At 58.4% G+C, this 18,333-nt stretch carries 17 protein-coding genes; 10 read left to right on the top strand and 7 right to left on the bottom strand.

Translation table 11 applies throughout. From position 1 onward, the window contains the following. The first annotated feature begins 97 nt into the window (after window positions 1-97). From RA28_RS01980 to RA28_RS02005, 6 genes are all read left to right on the top strand, one after another. On the top strand, window positions 98-976 hold the full coding sequence (locus tag RA28_RS01980; RefSeq protein WP_039523166.1) for an RNA polymerase factor sigma-32: 879 nt from the start codon (window positions 98-100) through the stop codon (window positions 974-976). Further along, window positions 973-1,788 carry a ChaN family lipoprotein gene (locus tag RA28_RS01985; RefSeq protein ID WP_039523169.1) on the top strand — a complete coding sequence of 272 codons (816 nt, stop codon included), beginning with the start codon at window positions 973-975 and terminating at the stop codon, window positions 1,786-1,788. Before RA28_RS01980 ends, RA28_RS01985 begins: the two co-directional genes overlap by 4 nt. A gap of 72 nt (window positions 1,789-1,860) precedes the next feature. Next, window positions 1,861-3,057 (top strand): bifunctional phosphopantothenoylcysteine decarboxylase/phosphopantothenate--cysteine ligase CoaBC, encoded by a 1,197-nt coding sequence (coaBC, locus tag RA28_RS01990; protein ID WP_039523172.1) that lies wholly within the window; start codon window positions 1,861-1,863, stop codon window positions 3,055-3,057. A gap of 27 nt (window positions 3,058-3,084) precedes the next feature. Beyond that, window positions 3,085-3,540 (top strand): dUTP diphosphatase, encoded by a 456-nt coding sequence (dut, locus tag RA28_RS01995; RefSeq protein WP_039523175.1) that lies wholly within the window; start codon window positions 3,085-3,087, stop codon window positions 3,538-3,540. After that, window positions 3,540-4,586 (top strand): HesA/MoeB/ThiF family protein, encoded by a 1,047-nt coding sequence (locus RA28_RS02000; RefSeq protein WP_039523178.1) that lies wholly within the window; start codon window positions 3,540-3,542, stop codon window positions 4,584-4,586. The genes dut and RA28_RS02000 overlap by 1 nt, the downstream gene beginning before the upstream one ends. Before the next feature lie 57 nt (window positions 4,587-4,643). Then, the gene (locus tag RA28_RS02005; protein ID WP_039523181.1) at window positions 4,644-6,659 is read left to right on the top strand and encodes a M3 family metallopeptidase; all 2,016 of its coding nucleotides are present in this window, start codon (window positions 4,644-4,646) and stop codon (window positions 6,657-6,659) included. Here the strand turns inward: RA28_RS02005 and RA28_RS02010 are convergent, their stop codons facing one another. The 6 genes from RA28_RS02010 to RA28_RS02035 all read right to left on the bottom strand — a co-directional run bounded on the left by RA28_RS02010 (window position 6,660) and on the right by RA28_RS02035 (window position 13,229). Then, window positions 6,660-7,592 (bottom strand): 2-hydroxyacid dehydrogenase, encoded by a 933-nt coding sequence (locus RA28_RS02010; protein WP_039523183.1) that lies wholly within the window; start codon window positions 7,590-7,592, stop codon window positions 6,660-6,662. 15 nt (window positions 7,593-7,607) lie between these two features. Further along, the gene (gene rodA / locus RA28_RS02015; protein WP_039523185.1) at window positions 7,608-8,747 is read right to left on the bottom strand and encodes a rod shape-determining protein RodA; all 1,140 of its coding nucleotides are present in this window, start codon (window positions 8,745-8,747) and stop codon (window positions 7,608-7,610) included. Next, window positions 8,744-10,693, bottom strand: coding sequence for a penicillin-binding protein 2 (gene mrdA / locus RA28_RS02020; RefSeq protein WP_039523187.1), 1,950 nt, complete (start codon window positions 10,691-10,693; stop codon window positions 8,744-8,746). Before mrdA ends, rodA begins: the two co-directional genes overlap by 4 nt. Next, window positions 10,690-11,226, bottom strand: coding sequence for a hypothetical protein (locus RA28_RS02025; RefSeq protein ID WP_039523189.1), 537 nt, complete (start codon window positions 11,224-11,226; stop codon window positions 10,690-10,692). The genes mrdA and RA28_RS02025 overlap by 4 nt, the downstream gene beginning before the upstream one ends. Continuing rightward, window positions 11,219-12,121, bottom strand: a complete 903-nt coding sequence (mreC, locus tag RA28_RS02030; RefSeq protein WP_039523192.1) for a rod shape-determining protein MreC — start codon at window positions 12,119-12,121, stop codon at window positions 11,219-11,221. The genes RA28_RS02025 and mreC overlap by 8 nt, the downstream gene beginning before the upstream one ends. A 61-nt stretch (window positions 12,122-12,182) precedes the next feature. Next, window positions 12,183-13,229 (bottom strand): rod shape-determining protein, encoded by a 1,047-nt coding sequence (locus tag RA28_RS02035; RefSeq protein ID WP_039523195.1) that lies wholly within the window; start codon window positions 13,227-13,229, stop codon window positions 12,183-12,185. A gap of 155 nt (window positions 13,230-13,384) precedes the next feature. On the opposite strand from RA28_RS02035, the gene RA28_RS02040 reads away from it, so the two are divergent. The 3 genes from RA28_RS02040 (at window position 13,385) to RA28_RS02050 (ending at window position 15,768) form a co-directional block, all read left to right on the top strand. After that, window positions 13,385-14,176, top strand: coding sequence for a 23S rRNA (adenine(2030)-N(6))-methyltransferase RlmJ (locus RA28_RS02040; protein ID WP_039523197.1), 792 nt, complete (start codon window positions 13,385-13,387; stop codon window positions 14,174-14,176). Window positions 14,177-14,355: 179 nt separating this feature from the next. Further along, the gene (locus RA28_RS02045; RefSeq protein WP_039523199.1) at window positions 14,356-15,255 is read left to right on the top strand and encodes a sterol desaturase family protein; all 900 of its coding nucleotides are present in this window, start codon (window positions 14,356-14,358) and stop codon (window positions 15,253-15,255) included. Between the two features lie 15 nt (window positions 15,256-15,270). Continuing rightward, complete coding sequence (locus RA28_RS02050; protein ID WP_039523202.1) at window positions 15,271-15,768, top strand: DUF2141 domain-containing protein; 498 nt, start codon at window positions 15,271-15,273, stop codon at window positions 15,766-15,768. A gap of 43 nt (window positions 15,769-15,811) precedes the next feature. On the opposite strand, the gene RA28_RS02055 is transcribed toward RA28_RS02050, so the two are convergent. Further along, window positions 15,812-17,386 (bottom strand): 2-isopropylmalate synthase, encoded by a 1,575-nt coding sequence (locus tag RA28_RS02055; RefSeq protein ID WP_039523204.1) that lies wholly within the window; start codon window positions 17,384-17,386, stop codon window positions 15,812-15,814. Between the two features lie 277 nt (window positions 17,387-17,663). On the opposite strand from RA28_RS02055, the gene RA28_RS02060 reads away from it, so the two are divergent. Further along, window positions 17,664-18,329 (top strand): SDR family NAD(P)-dependent oxidoreductase, encoded by a 666-nt coding sequence (locus RA28_RS02060; protein WP_039523206.1) that lies wholly within the window; start codon window positions 17,664-17,666, stop codon window positions 18,327-18,329. Window positions 18,330-18,333 lie beyond the last annotated feature (4 nt).

Here is an 18,333-nt window from a genome sequence, read left to right on the forward strand (position 1 = left end):
TCTTACCTTTTCGGTGATCCACCCGGTGTCGTCCTGCGTAAAGTTCACAGGTCGGCAAATCAAGTCCGGCCAGCGCCGATAAATATGGGAGAATTGCATGGCACTGGACAATGCGAGTGATTTTTCGATGTCCCGGCAGGCGATGAAGGCAGAACTGCTGGACGCAGAGACGGAATTACGCCTTGCATACGCTTGGCGCGACAACAGGGATGAACAAGCCCTGCACCGGCTCATTACGGCCTACATGCGATTGGCGATATCAATGGCCGCAAAGTTCAAGCGTTATGGCGCACCGATGAACGACTTGATCCAAGAGGCCGGTCTGGGTCTGATGAAAGCGGCAGACAAGTTTGATCCCGATCGCGGTGTTCGTTTTTCGACCTATGCGGTCTGGTGGATCAAAGCGAGCATCCAGGATTACGTGATGCGCAACTGGTCGATGGTGCGCACCGGGTCGACCTCCTCCCAGAAATCGTTGTTCTTCAACATGCGTCGGGTTCAGGCCAGATTGGAGCGCGAAGCCGCGACCGAGGGCCAGGATTTGGATCGGCATCAACTGCACCAGTTGATCGCTGCGGAAATTGGCGTGCCGTTGCGCGATGTGGAAATGATGGAAGGCCGCTTGTCCGGATCGGATTTTTCGTTGAATGCCGTTCAGTCCGCCGACGAAGACGGGCGCGAATGGATCGACGCGTTGGAAGACGAGCGCGAACAAGCCGCCGAAGTGGTTGAAAACAGCCATGACACGCAGCAGTTGCGTGATTGGCTGGTGGCGGCAATGCAAGCGCTGAATGATCGGGAGCGCTTTATCATTCGCGAGCGAAAGTTGCGTGAGCCTGCGCGCACTCTGGAAAGTCTTGGACAGGAACTGGGTCTTTCGAAAGAACGCATTCGCCAGCTCGAGGCGGCGGCCTTTGTGAAAATGCGCAAGAACCTTGAAGCTCAATCGCGTGAGGTGCAACACTTCTTCGCATGAAACAATTTGCGATTCTGGCGTGCGCCTGCGCCATTTTGATCGGCTCGATCCGCCCTGGATCGGCGGGCGATCTGATCCCGGAAGATGTCGCCGATGCAATGCAATCGGCCGACATCGTCATTCTCGGCGAAATCCATGACAACCCGCAGCACCATCTGGTGCAGACCGAGGCGATCGAGGCGATCTCACCATCGGCAGTTGTGTGGGAGATGGTGACCGAAGAAGGCGCACAGCGCCTTGCACAAAAGGCGGCGACCAACCCCGAAGAGTTGTCTCGCATTTTACGGTGGGCCGAGTCGGGCTGGCCGCCCCTCAGTATGTATTACCCGGTTTTTCAGGCGACAAATGCGCCTGTTTACGGGGCTATGGTACCGCGTGCCGCGGCCCAGGCGGCCATGAAACGTGGGGCTGCGACAGCCTTGGGCGCAGATGCCGCCCGCTACGGTCTGACCGTTCCGCTTGCGCCGGATGACCAGGCCGCCCGCGAGGCGGATCAGCTATTGGCACATTGCAATGCGATTCCCGAAGAGTCCCTGCCCCAAATGGTAGCAATCCAGCGCCTGCGGGATGCGGTTTTGACTCGGTCGATCCTGACGGCAGTGGAAGAAACTGGCGGACCCGTGGCGGTGATCACCGGAAATGGTCATGCGCGAAAAGACCGTGGTATCCCGACCTTCCTGTCGCGATTGCGTCCCGGGTTGAAGGTCTTTGTGCTGGGCCAGTCTGAGGACGGTGTGATCAATGGCGAGTTTGACGCGGTCATCGACAGTCCCACGATAGACAGGGAAGACCCCTGCAAGGCCTTCGAGTAACAGAATTAACCGCTGGAACTCGGGCCGTGCGTTGCCTAAGGTCAGCGCCGACCGTGATGGGAAGGGCTGAACATGCTGGCATCGAAACGAATCCTGCTGATCATCGGCGGCGGTATCGCGGCGTACAAGTCACTCGACCTGATCCGCCGGTTGACCGAGCGCGGCGCCGCTGTGACGCCGGTGCTAACCCGGGCAGCAGAAGAATTCGTGACGCCCCTTTCTGTGTCAGCCCTTGCCGGAGAAAAGACCTACCGCGATCTTTTTGATCTGACGGATGAGGCAGAAATGGGTCATATTCAACTGTCACGCTCGGCCGACCTTATCGTTGTGGCGCCAACTACGGCCGATTTGATGGGCAAGATGGCGGCAGGTTTGGCAAATGATCTTGCATCGACCCTTTTGATGGCGACCGATACGCCGGTCTTGTGCGCGCCGGCGATGAATGTGCGCATGTGGGACCACCCGGCGACTCAGCGCAATCTGGCGCAACTCACGGCGGACGGTGTCCGGTTTGTCGGCCCGAACGAGGGCGATATGGCTTGCGGCGAATATGGGCCAGGTCGTATGTCGGAACCGCTGGAGATCGTCGCGGCGATAGAGGCACCGCTGTCTGATGGCCCGTTGTCCGGAAAACGCATCCTCGTGACATCTGGCCCAACGCACGAACCAATTGATCCGGTTCGGTATATCGCCAACCGATCTTCGGGCGCGCAAGGAACGGCCATTGCGCGCGCATTGTCTGCGTTGGGGGCCGAGGTTGTTTTCGTCACCGGCCCGGCGGAGGTTCCCCCACCGGACGGCGTCGAGGTCGTCCGGGTGGAAACTGCACTACAGATGTCGGATGCGGTAGAAGCGGCGCTGCCTGTGGACGCTGGCGTTTTTGCGGCGGCGGTCGCGGATTGGCGGATGGCATCGGCCTCGGACCGCAAACTGAAGAAAAGCCGGGATGGGCTGCCGGAACTGGAATTTGCCGAAAACCCGGACATCCTGAAACGCGTATCCGGAATGACGCGCGGCAGACCGGGCCTTGTTGTCGGATTTGCCGCCGAAACGGATAACGTTGTCGAACATGCCAGTGCCAAGCGCGCGCGAAAGGGCTGTGACTGGATATTGGCCAACGATGTCAGCCCGTCGACCGGAATTATGGGTGGATCCGAAAACGCAGTTGTCCTGATCTCGGAAGACGGTGTCGAAAAATGGCCTCGCATGGACAAGGGTCTGGTCGCAAACCGGTTGGCGCAAAAGATTGCCGAGACGCTGGCGCGCTGAGCAAATCTGGAAAGGAAAGGTTCAATAATGGTCGCAATTCGTGTCATTCGTGAGGACTGGGCCGACCAATCGGTTGCGTTGCCTGCTTACGAAACGGCAGGAGCCGCTGGTGCGGACGTGCGGGCGAACCTGCCGGACGGTGCGCCGATCATTTTGCAACCCGGTCAGCGGTCGCTGGTTCCAACCGGACTGCGGATAGAGATTCCGCCGGGATATGAGGTGCAAGTTCGTCCGCGTTCGGGGCTCGCACTGAAACATGGGATTACTTTGCCCAATACACCCGGAACTATTGACAGTGATTACCGTGGGCCGCTGGGCGTGATCGTCCTGAACGCGGGGCACGAAGCTTTTGAGATCGCACATGGAGAACGTATCGCGCAGCTTGTTGTCGCACCGGTGGTTCAGGCCGCATTCGAGACGGTAGAGATGTTAGGCGAAACCCAACGCGGGGCGGGTGGCTTCGGCTCGACAGGTCGCGGCTGATGCTTCTGGTTCTGCTGTTGGCGGCTGGCCTTTGGGGTCTGGGATACATCGCCGGTGTGTCCAAGACCGCGCGCGTGACATCCGTTTCGGTTCTGCTTTTGGGTGTGATGCTGGCTCAGTTGGTTTTGCCAGACGGGCACCCCTTGCGCCAGGCTACCGGCGGTTCTGCGGCGATGTGGTTGATCCTTGCCGGATTTGCGGCCTTGGTTTTGGTTTACGGTCGCGTCTTGAAGGCGCTGCGCAACCGCGCGACACCGACCGCTGCCGAAGGACCATCCACGTCATCGGACAAGTTCAGCGAAACCGAGTTGGAGCGCTACGCACGACATATCGTTTTGCGCGAATTGGGTGGTCCGGGGCAGAAGCGCTTGAAAATGGCGCGTGTTCTGGTCATTGGCGCCGGCGGTCTGGGCGCGCCAGCGTTGCAGTATTTGGCTGCAGCCGGTGTCGGGACAATCGGTGTCATTGACGATGACGAGGTTGAAAACGCCAATCTTCAGCGGCAGGTTATTCACCGCGACGCGGATATCGGCATGCCCAAGGTATTTTCGGCGCAACAGGCTATGGAGGCTCAGAATCCGAACGTGGTAGTTCTGCCCTACAATCGCCGATTGACCGAGGAGATTGCGAGCGACTTGTTCGGGGATTTCGATTTGATCCTTGACGGTACGGATAACTTCGAAACCCGTTATCTTGCCAATCGAACTGCGGTTGCATTGAAGAAACCGCTGATCTCGGGAGCATTGTCGCAGTGGGAAGGGCAACTGAGCGTCTTTGATCCGGCAACGTCTGGGCCCTGCTATCAGTGCATCTTCCCCGAAGCGCCAGCGCCGGAACTTGCCCCATCCTGCGCCCAGGCCGGGGTTATTGGTCCGCTGCCCGGTGTCATCGGGTCGATGATGGCGGCAGAGGCGATCAAAGTGATCACAGGTGCCGGGCAGGCACTGCGGGGCGAGATGGTTATTTATGACGCGCTTTACGGTGAAAGCCGAAAGATATCGCTGTCGAAACGAGCGGACTGCCCAGTTTGCGGCAGTTCTGCCTAGGCCCCCTCTGGACCATCGGTCACCGCGATCTTAGCTGTATGGTCAAAGGAGACCTGAATGACCAATCCGATCCTGTCCGACTGGACCACCCGGTTCGAAATTGCGCCCTTTGCCAAGATTGATGACGAGGATTTTGCACCTGCTTTAGAGCAGGCGATGCAAGCGCATAACGCTGAAATCGAAGCAATCGCATCTGCCGCAGACGCGCCGAGTTTTGCCAACACGATCGAGGCGCTCGAGGCCGCTGGCGAACTGATGGACAAAGTGCTGTCTGTCTTTTTCACCGTCGCAGGAGCGGACAGCAATCCCAAGCGCGAAGAATTGCAGCGAGCGTTTTCGCCGAAACTCGCAGCGCATTATTCCGCCATCTCGTCAAACAAGAACTTGTTTCAGCGTGTGGCTGACCTGTGGGAACGCCGCGAAGAACTGGGTCTGACCGAAGAACAGTTGCGCGTCTTGATGTTGACACATCGCGGATTTGTCCGAGCAGGTGCCGCGCTGCAAGGCGAAGCTGACGCCCGCATGCAAGAAATCAAAGCGCGTCTGGCGACACTGGGCACGTCATTCACGCAGAACTTGCTGGCGGATGAACGGGACTGGTTCATGGACTTGCGTGAAGACGACCTGCAGGGTTTGCCGGAATTCGTTGTGAATGCGGCCCGTGCGGCGGGGGAGGAAAAGGATGCCGGTGGCCCTGTTGTGACCCTGTCACGATCCCTGATCGTTCCATTCCTTCAGTTCTCACCTCGGCGCGATCTGAGGGAGAAAGCCTATCGTGCATGGGCAGCGCGTGGGGCGAATGGTGGAGAAACCGACAACCGCGGGATTGCAGGCGAAATCCTCGCTCTTCGGGAAGAGCGGGCAAAGCTGTTGGGATACGAGAGTTTTGCAGACTTCAAACTCGAGACCGAAATGGCGCGAACACCGGATCGGGTGCGCGACTTGCTGATGCAGGTCTGGGGTCCCGCGAAGGCGCGCGCGGATGCTGATGCCGACACGCTGACCGCGCGGATGCTGGAGGACGGTATCAACGGACCGCTGGAGGCGTGGGATTGGCGGTACTACGCAGAAAAGCGACGCAAGGCCGAACACGATCTGGATGAGGCCGAGCTGAAACCTTACCTGCAGTTGGACCGGATGATCGAAGCCGCATTCTCCTGTGCCGAACGTCTGTTCGGGCTGGAGTTTTCGCCGCTAGACGTTCCGCTGTATCATCCTGACTGCCGCGCTTGGGAGGTGACGCGCAACGGCCAGCACATCGCAGTCTTTATCGGAGACTATTTTGCGCGCGGTTCAAAAAGATCCGGTGCGTGGTGCAGTGCGATGCGCAGTCAAGCCAAATTCCCTCGGCAACAGGCGCCCATCGTCATCAACGTTTGCAATTTTGCCAAGGGCGATCCAGCTCTGCTGTCCTATGACGATGCGCGGACACTGTTTCACGAGTTCGGCCATGCCCTGCACCAGATGTTGTCGGACGTGACATATGAAAGTATCTCTGGCACGTCCGTTGCGCGGGACTTTGTTGAACTGCCCAGCCAGCTTTACGAACACTGGCTGGAAGTGCCCGAGGTACTGGCCGAATTCGCAACACACGCTGAAACCGGCGAACCCATGCCGCAAGACATGCTTGAGAAAGTGTTGCAAGCGGCCAATTTCGATCAGGGGTTTCAGACGGTGGAATATGTTGCCTCGGCCCTCGTTGATCTGGCATTCCATGATGGGGATGCGCCCGATGACCCGATGGAGAAGCAAGCGCAGGTGCTGCGTGAAATCGGAATGCCGGCGGCCATTGGTATGCGCCACGCAACCCCGCATTTCGCACATGTTTTCGCGGGCGACGGGTACAGCTCGGGCTATTACAGCTACATGTGGTCCGAAGTTATGGATGCGGATGCGTTCGCAGCCTTTGAAGAGGCCGGAGGTGCCTTTGATCCTGAACGCGCGAAAGCGCTTGAGGACAACATCCTGTCAACCGGCGGGTCTCGTGAGGCGGAGGAGCTGTACCTGGCGTTCCGCGGCCGTCTGCCGGGCGTCGAGGCGCTGTTGAAAGGCCGCGGTCTGATCGCGGCCTGATCAGTATCCGAGTTCTCGGTCAACCAGATGCAGGAACGGTTCGTCAGCTTCCCCGCGTCTGATGTTGTCACAAATGACCTGCGCTGCTGTTGCAGGGCGGGTTTCGGACGCAATATGGGGCGTGACTGTGACCTTGGGATGGGCCCAATACGGATGATGCACCGGCAAGGGCTCGACCCGGAACACGTCCAAAGTTGCGTGCCCGATCCGGCCAGAGTTCAAAGCGTCCAACAAGGCGTCGTCGTCGATCAGAGGTCCACGACCGGGGTTTACGATGCGCGCGCCCTCGGGCAGCAAGGCAAGCGTGTCGGCGTTCAATATGTTCGTGGTCGCGGCTGTATCGGGCAGCAGCAGCACAAGGATCTCAGCCTGCGCGAGCGCCTGTTGCAGACCATCGGCACCGCTCAGACATGTGACACCGGCAATGTCCTTTCGCGTCCGGCTCCAACCTGTGACGTTGAAGCCCAGCGTTACCAAGGCGCGTGCGGCTGCCTCGCCCAATGCGCCCAACCCAAGGATGCAAACGTTGCGCTCTGACGCCAGCGGGGGCGCGATTTGTGCCCATGTCCCATCCTGCTTGGTGATATGGGTGTCCATACCCAGGTGATAGCGCAGCACGTGTCCCACCACCCACTCGGTCATGCCCTGCGCAAGCCCGTCATCCACCATGCGCGCCAGCGGTACTTTCAAAGTCGGGTTGCCTGCAATCGTCTCGACACCGGCCCACATGCTGAGCACGGCTTTCAGGCGCGAGTACGGTGTGAAATCAGTCAGTCCGCCGGTCGGAGCATAGACGATATAATCGACGTCTTCTGGCGTGATATCTGTGGCAAGATGAAACTCCAGCCCCGCATCCTGCAAGCCCCGCGAGAGCAGTGGTTCATAGACCGGCCACAATTTGGGCCGTGCTGAAAACAGGATGTTCACGGGCATGCAGTACCTTTCGGATCAACGGGGGCGGTGGATATGTGCGCTTTGGACAATTCCGAAGGCGGCCATAAGAACCAACATTGCGGACCCGCCATAGCTGACCATCGGTAGTGGAACACCCACGACCGGCGCCAGCCCCATCACCATCGACATGTTGACGGCAAAGAACAGGAAAAAGTTGAGCGCGATGCCCAGCGTCACCAGAGACGAGAAACGGTCCTTGGTGGAAAGTGCCGTCACCATGCAGAACACAAGGATCAGACCATAAAGGATCAATAGAGTGATCCCGCCAACAAACCCGAACTCTTCGGCGAGAGTGGTGAAGATGAAATCGGTATGCTTTTCCGGAAGGAAGTTGAGACGCGACTGCGTTCCCTCCATGAACCCGCGCCCGTTCCATCCGCCCGAGCCAAGTGCGATCTTGGATTGGGTGATGTGATAGCCAGCGCCCAAAGGATCTGTCGAAGGATCCAGAAAGGTGTCGATCCGGCGGAACTGATAGTCTTTCAGCAACTGCCAATCCGTGCCGCGGCTTTGGAACACTGTGGTGACCAACCCAATACCCGCCGCAATAACGGCGGCAAAATAGGCCCAGTGAACACCGGCCAGAAACATCAGGCCACCCCCGGCCGCGAGTAGCAGGATCGACGTTCCAAGGTCGGGTTGGCGCAGGACCATGAATGTCGGGATAAGGATCAGCACGACCGGAACGATCACCCAAAGCGGGCGCGAGGTCTTATGGGCCGGCAACCAATCGTAATAGGCCGCCAAAAGCATTACCAACGTGACTTTCATCAGTTCCGAGGGTTGCAGCCGCATGAAACCCAGATCAATCCAGCGCTGCGCGCCCATGCCTACGGTTCCGACCAACTCCACCAGGATCAGCAAGCCGATTGAGGCGAGGTAAGCCAGAACTGACATATTGCGCCAGAACCAGATGGGAACCACCGCGATAATGAACATGGCTGCCAATCCCAGGCCGAACCGTTCCATCTGCGGCTCAGCCCACGGGGTCCATGATCCGCCCGCCACCGAATAGAGCATCAGGAAACCGGCGCTGGCCACGCTGATCAGCAGCAGGGTCAACGGCCAGTTCATATACAGAACCTTGCGGAATCCCGACGGCGTGGATTTTACGGCATATTCAAGATAGCTCATGCGCGGTCCTTTTCGCTCGGACGCGCTTTGGGGCGACGGTCGCCTTCAAGTCTTTTCTGTTGTTCCTTGATGCGGTCGCGGTCGCCTGTCGGATACGCCTCGAGCGGGGGTGTGCCGTTGTACAGCGCCTGAAGCATGATGTCGCGCGCGACGGGGGCCGCGGCTTTCGAGCCACCGCCGCCGTGTTCCACCACCACGGCCACGGCGTATTTGGGATTGTCGTATGGCGCGAAGCTGACGAACAGCGCATGGTCGCGGCGCTCCCAGGGAAGGTCTTCGTTGCGGATCACGCCCGCCGCGCGCTCGGCCTTGGTGATGTTGCGAACCTGGCTGGTGCCGGTCTTTCCGGCCATGCGAAACTCATCCGCAATTATGCGGCTGCGATAGGCTGTGCCGCGCCGGTCGTTCGACACTGAGAACATGGCCTTGCGGACCTGTTCAAGGTTGTAGGGATTGACGTCCAGAGCTTCGCCAGCTCTGGACGGTTGTTCGACCCCATTCACCGACCGGACCAGCCGCGGCGATACTGCGCGCCCGGTTGCAAGGCGGGCGGTCATAACGGCCAGCTGAAGCGGCGAGGCCAACATGAACCCTTGCCCGATCGACGCGTTTGCGGTGTCGCCGACCAACCAGTCCTGACCATGTACGCGTTGTTTCCATTCCTGATTTGGGGCCAAACCAGCAGCAACAGCCGACATCGGGATGTCATGTTTGATCCCGAGGCCAAACTTGCGGGCCATCTCGGAAATCTTGTCGATACCGACGCGCAGCGCTACATCGTAGTAGTAGACGTCGCAGCTGCGTTTCAGGGAAAGTCCAAGATCGACCGTCCCGTGCCCGCCCCGTTTCCAGCAATGGAAACGCCGGCTTCCAACCTTTAAGTGACCGGGGCAATAAACCGTGGTTCCGGGGCCGATAACGCCCGCTTCCAGCGCGGCCATCGCGGTGATCATCTTGAACGTTGATCCGGGCGGATAGGTGCCTTGCACCGTCTTATTGGCCAGAGGCCGGTAGTTGTCTTCCGTCAGCAAGCGGTAATCGGCGACCGAGATACCGCGCACGAACAGGTTCGGGTCAAAGCTTGGGGCTGAACTGATCGCGCGGATATCACCCGTCTCGCAATCGATCACGACGGCTGCGGCGCTTTCGCCAGCCAGCCGGGCCTGCGCGTATTGCTGCAGGTCTGCGTCGACCGACAGTTGCAGATCCGCGCCAGCGGTGCCTTCCTGACGATCGAGTTCGCGCATCACGCGCCCCGTGGCGTTGACCTCGACCCGTTTTGCACCGGCTCTGCCACGCAAGTCGATCTCTTGTTTGGCCTCCAGTCCCACTTTGCCGATCTGGAACCTCGGGATGCGCAATACAGGTTCTGGGTCTTCGATCTGACTGAGGTCGTAGTCACTGACCGGTCCGACATAGCCAACGACGTGGGCGAAATCCTCGTATCGAGGGTATTGCCGCGTCATTCCGACTTCGGGCGTGACACCGGGCAAGGCGGGTGCGTTGACGGCGACCTTGGAGATATCTTCCCAAGTCACCTGATCCGCCAGTGTGACAGGCAGGAACGGAGCGGATCGACGCATCTCGGTCTTTGCGCGTTCGATTTCGTCTTTGGTCAATGGGATGATTTCGGACAGTTTGGCGATAACCTTGTCGATATCGCCTGCATCCTCGCGCACGATCACGATGCGGTATGAGGGTGAATTTTGCCCGATGATCTGCCCGCTGCGGTCGTAGATGCGCCCTCTGGTTGGCGGGATCAAACGGATGTTGATGCGGTTTTCTTCGGCCAACAGGCGGTATTCATCGGCTTGGTCAACCTGCATGAAACGCATTCGCGCGGCGAGTCCGCCCACAAAAGCTGCCTGCAGCCCGCCGAGGATCAATGCGCGGCGCGGCAGGCGCTTATAGGCAAGACCCTGAGTTTTGGGCTGGCGAGGCTTCATGTCCGGGCTCCGGCAGTTGTGGTTTCAGTAACCGAGACACGCCTGACCCCGAATGCAGCTTGGCTGAGCAGGACAATCGCGGGATAGATCGCAATCGTGACGACAACCTGTATCGCTGTCCGGGACATCACGGCCTGTTGTACGGACAGAATACCCAGAATCAGGCCATTCAGAACAAAAATTGCGGTGATAACTGCGGCGACAGATGTCCATTCGGCCACGAACCCTGCATCACGCATACCCGGCGCAGCCGAACGCAGGTAAGCGGCCCCCAACACCACGAGCGCGGCCAACAGACCGGGGGGGCGTTGAAGCAAAAGATCGGCCATCAACATAACGGCTGCGATGCTGAGGATCGGGACATACTCGGGCCGACGCAGGACCCAAGCGAAGGTCACCGCGACAAGCAGGTCAGGAAAGGGAAAACGATCCGGTTGGGTGTCCAGCGGCAAAAGGTGCAGGAACAACACAAAGACGGCCAAGAAAACGTACAACCCACGCTTGATCCACAGGTTCGAAGGCGACCTATCCATCGCTGGCCTCCGGCGTCGTCAGGGCCGCCTCGGGGCGTTTTGGACCTACGATGCCGCCTGGGTCGCGGATTGTCGGTGCAGACTGGAACCGCAAAACGCGCAGGAATTCCAACCGTTCGAAATCGGCGGAAAGCCGGACCCGAAGCCTGCCGCCCGGATCAGCGGCAATCTGGCCAATCAGCAATCCACCGGGAAAGACGCCGCCGTCACCCGATGTGATAACCCGGTCTCCGGGTCGCACAAGCTCGCGGTTTTCCAGAAATTCCACGGCAGGCGTTGGGGTGTTGTCCCCTGTGATCAATGCCGTTTGGCCCGACGGTTGTATTGTGGCCGGAATGGCGCTGGATGCATCGGTCAACAGGATCACCCGAGCGGTATCCGGCCCGACGCCAGAAATGCGGCCCACGACTCCGATCCCGTCCATAGTGGCCCAACCATCAACGATGCCATCCCTTTCGCCCACATTCAGCAGCACCGATTGCCGGAACGGCGACCCGCTGTCGGCCATTACCACGCCGGTGATGTATGTCAGTCGGGCATCCAGACGAACGTTGTTCAAATCCAGTAGCCGGGCGTTTTCCTGTTCGAGTTGCAGGGCCGCTTCTTTCCAGGCGCGCATCAGACGCAATTCGCTGCGCAACTCCTGATTTTGTTCGCTGAGGCGTTGGTAGCTTTGGAAATCGCGCGCCAGGTTGACGGTTGCTGTGACCGGAACCATCGCCCATTCCATCGACGGCACAACGGTGTCCACCACTTGTGCGCGAAAGCGTTCGACCCTCGGGCTGTCGATGCGCCAAACGATGAAAATACCAAGCAGGCACAGCACAACGATCCCCAGCAACAGGCGGCGCAGAGGGGTTGTGTATTCGTCGCGCTGTGATCGGTCTTTTGCCACAGGTAACCTTCCCGTGCTGCTCGCGTCCGATGATCGACCCTCAGCTCAGAGGGTGCGCGCCTTAGCTTTCGTAGTCAATCGCGTGGCGCAGCTGTTTTTCATATTCCAAGGCCTTGCCGGTGCCCAAAGCCACACAATTCAGGCTTTCGTCAGCAATAGACACGGCCAAACCGGTTTGTTCGCGCAATGCAAGGTCCAGGTCGCCCAGCAGCGCACCGCCGCCGGTCAGCATCACGCCGCGGTCCACAATATCCGCGGCCAGATCGGGCGGTGTGGTTTCCAGCGCGGTCATCACCGCCTCGCAAATCTGCTGGACAGGCTCCGACAGAGCCTCGGCCACCTGGGCCTGACTGATCTCGATTTCCTTCGGTACGCCGTTCAACAGGTCACGGCCCCGGATATGCATCGATTGGCCACGTCCATCGTCGGGCATGCGCGCGGTGCCGATGGTTGTCTTGATCCGTTCAGCGGTCGACTCGCCCACCAGCAGGTTCTGCTGACGTCGCAGGTAAGAGATTATGGCTTCGTCCATGCGGTCTCCACCAACGCGGACCGAGCGGGCGTAAACGATGTCGCCCAGCGACAGAACCGCCACTTCGGTGGTGCCGCCGCCAATGTCGACAACCATGTTGCCGGTCGGGTCGGTGATCGGCATGCCCGCACCAATCGCCGCGGCAATCGGTTCGGCAATCAGGCCCGCGCGGCGCGCGCCTGCGGACAGAACCGACTGACGGATCGCACGCTTTTCAACAGGTGTCGCGCCATGGGGGACGCAGACGATGATCTTGGGTTTCGAGAAGGTCGAGCGCTTGTGCACTTTGCGGATGAAGTGTTTGATCATCTCTTCGGCGGTGTCAAAATCGGCAATCACACCTTCGCGCATCGGGCGGATGGCTTCGATCGATCCGGGGGTCCGGCCCAGCATCAGCTTGGCGTCTTCCCCAACGGCCAGAACCTTTTTAACGCCATCCTTGACGTGGTAGGCCACAACCGAGGGTTCAGACAGGATCACACCGCGCCCCTTGACATAAACCAGCGTGTTTGCTGTCCCAAGGTCGATGGCCATGTCCGCTGTGAACAGGCCGCCCAGATTGCCAAAGATCCCCATATTTTTCCCTGATCCTGTATGTCAGTTTTCTACTGCCCGCGACTCGACGGTTCCGGGACGGATGACTTATAGGGTGCCAACTCGCCCGGTAAAAGGGCTGATTCCGCGACAATCAGCACCTTTTCGCCTCATTGGTAGGGACTTTAGAAGGCAAAATGCTCTCATATCAACACATTTACCACGCCGGGAATCTGGCTGATGTACAAAAGCACGCAATATTGGCGGAAACGCTGGCTTACCTGACCCAAAAAGACAAACCGCTGACATATGTTGAGACGCATTCGGGGCGCGGGCTTTACCATCTGGACTCGGACGAGGCCATGCGGACCGGGGAAGCAGCGGCAGGGATAGAGCGCGCTATGGTTGAGGGATGGTTTGATGCTGATCACCCGCTAAATGTGGCCATTTCCAAGGTCAGGGCCAGGTTTGGCGATGCAGCATATCCCGGATCGCCGCTTATCGCCGCAAACCTGTTGCGTCCGCAGGACAAGCTGCATCTGGCCGAATTGCACCCGAAGGAATATCGCGCCCTCAGGGATACCCTGAAAACCGACAGTGCCCGAACCTACAAACAGGATGGGTTCGAGTTGGCTCAATCCTTGCTCCCGCCGACACCCCGCCGTGGCGTTTTGCTGATCGACCCAAGCTATGAAGTAAAGGCAGATTATGACCGTATACCGGGCATCATCGGGTCCTTGCATCGCAAATGGAATGTCGGGGTTGTCGCGCTGTGGTATCCGATCCTGTCAAATGGTCGGCACACGGCTATGCGCGACTCTTTGGTCAAGCGTCAGTTTCCCAAAACCCTTCATCACGAGGTGCATTTTCCTGCTGCGCGAGAGGGGCACGGGATGGTTGGTTCTGGAATGTTCATCATAAACGCTCCATTCGGTCTGAGTGAGACCACGCGTAAACTGGATGACTTGTTTGCAAGACTGACAGGTTAGATTCCCCATATTCAATAAGACGCTTTGGTCAATAATTCTGGCGCCAAAGAAGTTAGGAAAAACAACAGTTTGTTGAGGGTTGCGGCGACTGCGTTCGCAGTGTCCAAAATTTCGCATCTTGAAAGTCTGGCACGGATTTGTAAGTAAATTGTCATAAGTGACAATAAAAGGATCCTTCGATGGATTTCCTAAACCGCCACATCAGTGACTTTCACCTGAGTTACTGGGAAACGCTGATTGATGATTGGTTCTTCCTGTTTGCCCTGGCGTTTCTTGCGTTCGAAATGGCGCGCTATGCCATTGTCAGGAAACTGAATTGGCAGCTGGTCGGCGACACGGTTACCAATTTCATTACGTTGGTGTTTTTCATCGGTATCAGCTTCGCACTGCTGGCCGGGTTCTACATCGGTGCATACGTCTGGGCTTATCAGTTCGCCGTGTTCGATATCCCCACGACCTGGGCGTCGTTCATCATTGTACTGATCCTCGCAGACCTTGCGTATTACTGGGAGCATCGGATTCTGCACCGGATCAATTTCCTCTGGGCGACGCATTCGGTTCACCACAGTTCGCCGTTTTTCAACATTTCGGTCGCGTACCGTCATGGGCCGCTGGACGGTTTCTGGCCGGTGTTCTTTCACTTGCCGCTGGTGCTGCTGGGGTTCAACCCGTTCATGGTACTGGTTGCGGAATTATTCGTACAACTTTACCAGACCGCGCTGCACACCGAGGTCATCAAAAAGCTGTGGCGACCGGTCGAGTATGTGTTCAACACCCCCTCGCACCATCGGGTCCATCACGGGTCGAACCCAAAATACCTCGACAAGAACTATGCCGGAATCCTGATCATCTGGGATCGCATGTTTGGCACGTTCGAAGAGGAAAACGAAGATGTCGTCTATGGGCTGGTCAAACCCATCGACTCGGTCAATCCCATTGTCGCCTTCCTGCATGGGTTTTCGCGCCTGTTTGGGGATGTTTGGACGATGCCGGGATTGCGAAACAAGTTGGGTGTCTTCTTTGGCCCGCCGGGCTGGCGACCAAAAGGTGAACGACATCACAAAGAACCCGCCGAATAGGAAGGAGCCAAAGGAATGCCAAGCAATTCGCAACGCATATTCGCCGTATTCGTCACCGCCGGACTGTTTGTCGGGGGCGCATGGGTCGCATCAGGTTTCGGTGCGGACGGCGATCCGGCCGCGGTTGCGACCGCCGAGGCGGCGCAACATGATGGGTTGGTCGTCAACCTGCACGGAGCACACAATGCAAAAGGAAACCTGATTGTAATGGTCTTTGACCAGCAAGCCGCATTTGACGCGATGGATTACACAAAAGCAGCCGGATACCTCGAAGCGCCCTCGACACAGGCGTCGCAGCGGTTCGATTTCGCGGACTTGAAGGGAAGCTCCTATGCCGTTGTCGCCTTTCACGACGAAAATGGGGACTATGATCTGAACCTGGATGCAACCTACACCCCGACCGAAGGATACGCGGTATCGGGTATGAATGACCTGGAAGGCTATCCCGTCTTCGAATACTCGTTGATCGATACTGAAAAACCAACGGATATGACGCTGTTCTATTGGCCCTGAAATTGGTCTGACGGCGATCGGAGAAGGATCGCCGTCGCTTTGGTCACGACAGGTCTTTGTAAGAAATCTCACGCGTGTCGGCCCCGGGACCGGCCTTGGCCCGGCGTACGATCAGACGGTTCAGCGCATGGATATACGCCTTGGCAGAGGCCACGACTGTGTCGGTATTCGCCGACTGTCCTGTTGCGATCATGCCGTCCTCTTCCAGCCGGACAGAAACCGTGGCCTGCGCGTCTGTTCCTTCGGTGACCGCATGCACCTGATAGAGTTGCAGATGAGCCGTATTCGGATGCACCGCCCGAATGGCGCGGAAGGCGGCATCGACAGGTCCATCACCGGTTTCGGTCGCGATGATCTCTTCACCGTCTACATCCATTTCGATGGTGGCTTCGGCCTTGCCGACCGTGCCGCAAGTGACTTTCATCGACACCAGTTGCAGGTGATCATTACCGTCATCATCGTCCAGGGTCATCAGGGCAATGATGTCGTCGTCGAACACTTCTTTCTTTCGGTCTGCAAGTTCCTTGAACCGCACGAAGATGTCTTTGAGTTGGTTGTCGCCAACTTCATAGCCCAGCGTGTTCAGCTTGTCGCGCAGCGCTGCGCGGCCCGAGTGTTTGCCCAAAGGCAGTGAGGTGCCAGACAGGCCGATATCCTCGGGGCGCATGATTTCGAAGTTTTCGCGGTTCTTGAGCATCCCGTCCTGATGGATGCCGCTTTCGTGGGCAAAAGCGTTCTTGCCGACGATGGCCTTGTTGAACTGCACATTGAAGCCCGAGACAGTCGCGACACGGCGCGAGATATGCATGATCTTGGTCGTGTCGACGCCGGTGTTCCACGGCATGATGTCGTTGCGTGTCCGCAGCGCCATTACGACCTCTTCCAGCGCGGTGTTGCCTGCACGTTCGCCCAGACCGTTGATGGTGCATTCGATCTGACGGGCACCGCCTGCCACCGCGGCCAGCGAGTTGGCCGTCGCCATGCCGAGGTCGTTGTGGCAATGGGTTGCAAAGATAACCTCGTCCGCGCCCGGGACCGTTTCGATCAGACGTTTGATCAGGTCGGCGCTTTCGACCGGCGCAGTATAGCCCACCGTATCGGGAATGTTGATCGTCGTTGCACCGGCCTTGATCGCGATCTCGATCACGCGGCAGAGATAGTCCCACTCGGTCCGGGTTGCATCCATCGGCGACCACTGAACGTTCTCGCACAGATTGCGCGCGTGGCTGACCGTTTCATGGATCTTTTCGGCCATTTCGTCCTGCGTGAGGTTGGGAATGGCACGGTGCAGCGGGGAGGTCCCGATAAAGGTGTGGATACGGTTCTTGCCGGCGTGTTTCACCGCCTCCCAACAACGGTCGATATCTGCGAAATTGGCGCGGGCCAGACCGCAGATGCGGCTGTTCCTGGATCTTTCGGCAATCTCGGAAACTGCCTTGAAGTCTCCTTCGGACGCAATTGGGAACCCGGCTTCAATGATGTCGACGCCCATATCGTCAAGCAGCTCGGCAATCTCGAGTTTTTCGTCGTGCGTCATGGTTGCGCCCGGGCTCTGCTCGCCGTCGCGCAGGGTTGTGTCAAAGATCAAGACGCGGTCTTGGTCGGTCACGTTGGTCATGGGAATCTCTTTCTTCTTCTGTCCTAAAGCCTATGGCGCGCGGGCGTCCTCCTCTGAGCGGGCGCGCCGGATGGCACGCTCAGAGGCGGATTAGGATCAGTAGGCCACGCAGTGACGCACCGCGAAGGGCGGTGTCGGCAACAAGGATATCTGCGCGGTTGATCATAAAGCTAGGTTATACAGGTCGCGTTAGGAATGAAAAGCAGGAAATTCAGCTGTCTGAAGGTTCGCGTACAGCACAGTTGATTGGTCAGAGAATTCCGCTAAGTGCCAATTCATGAAATCAGCTTTGATCCTTGGCGCAACGGGCGGTATCGGCGCTGCAATCCACTCTCAACTGGCCGAGAGCGGCGTTCATGTGACCGGCCTATCGCGATCGGCGAACGGGTTGGATTTGATGAACCCGGAAGCTGCCGAGAAAACCTTGGCTGCGGTCGAAGGCCGCTTTGACCTAGTGCTTGTCACCACAGGTGCGCTCGAGATTGACGGGGCCGCGCCGGAAAAGACCCTGCGTGCACTGTCGGCCGAAGCGATGATGGACCAATTCGCGTTGAACGCCGTCGGCCCGGCCTTGGCATTGAAACAGGCCGTTCGGTGGCTGCCACGCGACCGGCGTGCCGTTTTTGGCGTGTTGTCTGCGCGGGTTGGGTCAATTGGCGACAATAGGTTGGGCGGTTGGGTCAGCTATCGCGCGGCCAAGGCGGCGGTCAATCAGATCGTTCACACCGCAGCAATTGAATTGGCGCGAACGCATAAGCAGGCAGTTTGCGTCGCGTTACACCCCGGTACGGTCAAAACTGCCTTTACGGAAAAGTACCTCGGACGCCATCCGTCCGTTGCACCGGCGCAAGCCGCACAAAACCTTTTGTCGGTGATTGAAGGTCTCAACCCCGATGATACAGGCGGTTTTTTCGATTGGGCGGGAAAACCAATACCCTGGTAGGACA

This window comes from Ruegeria sp. ANG-S4, assembly GCF_000814005.1.
In the GTDB taxonomy this organism is placed as follows: domain Bacteria; phylum Pseudomonadota; class Alphaproteobacteria; order Rhodobacterales; family Rhodobacteraceae; genus Ruegeria.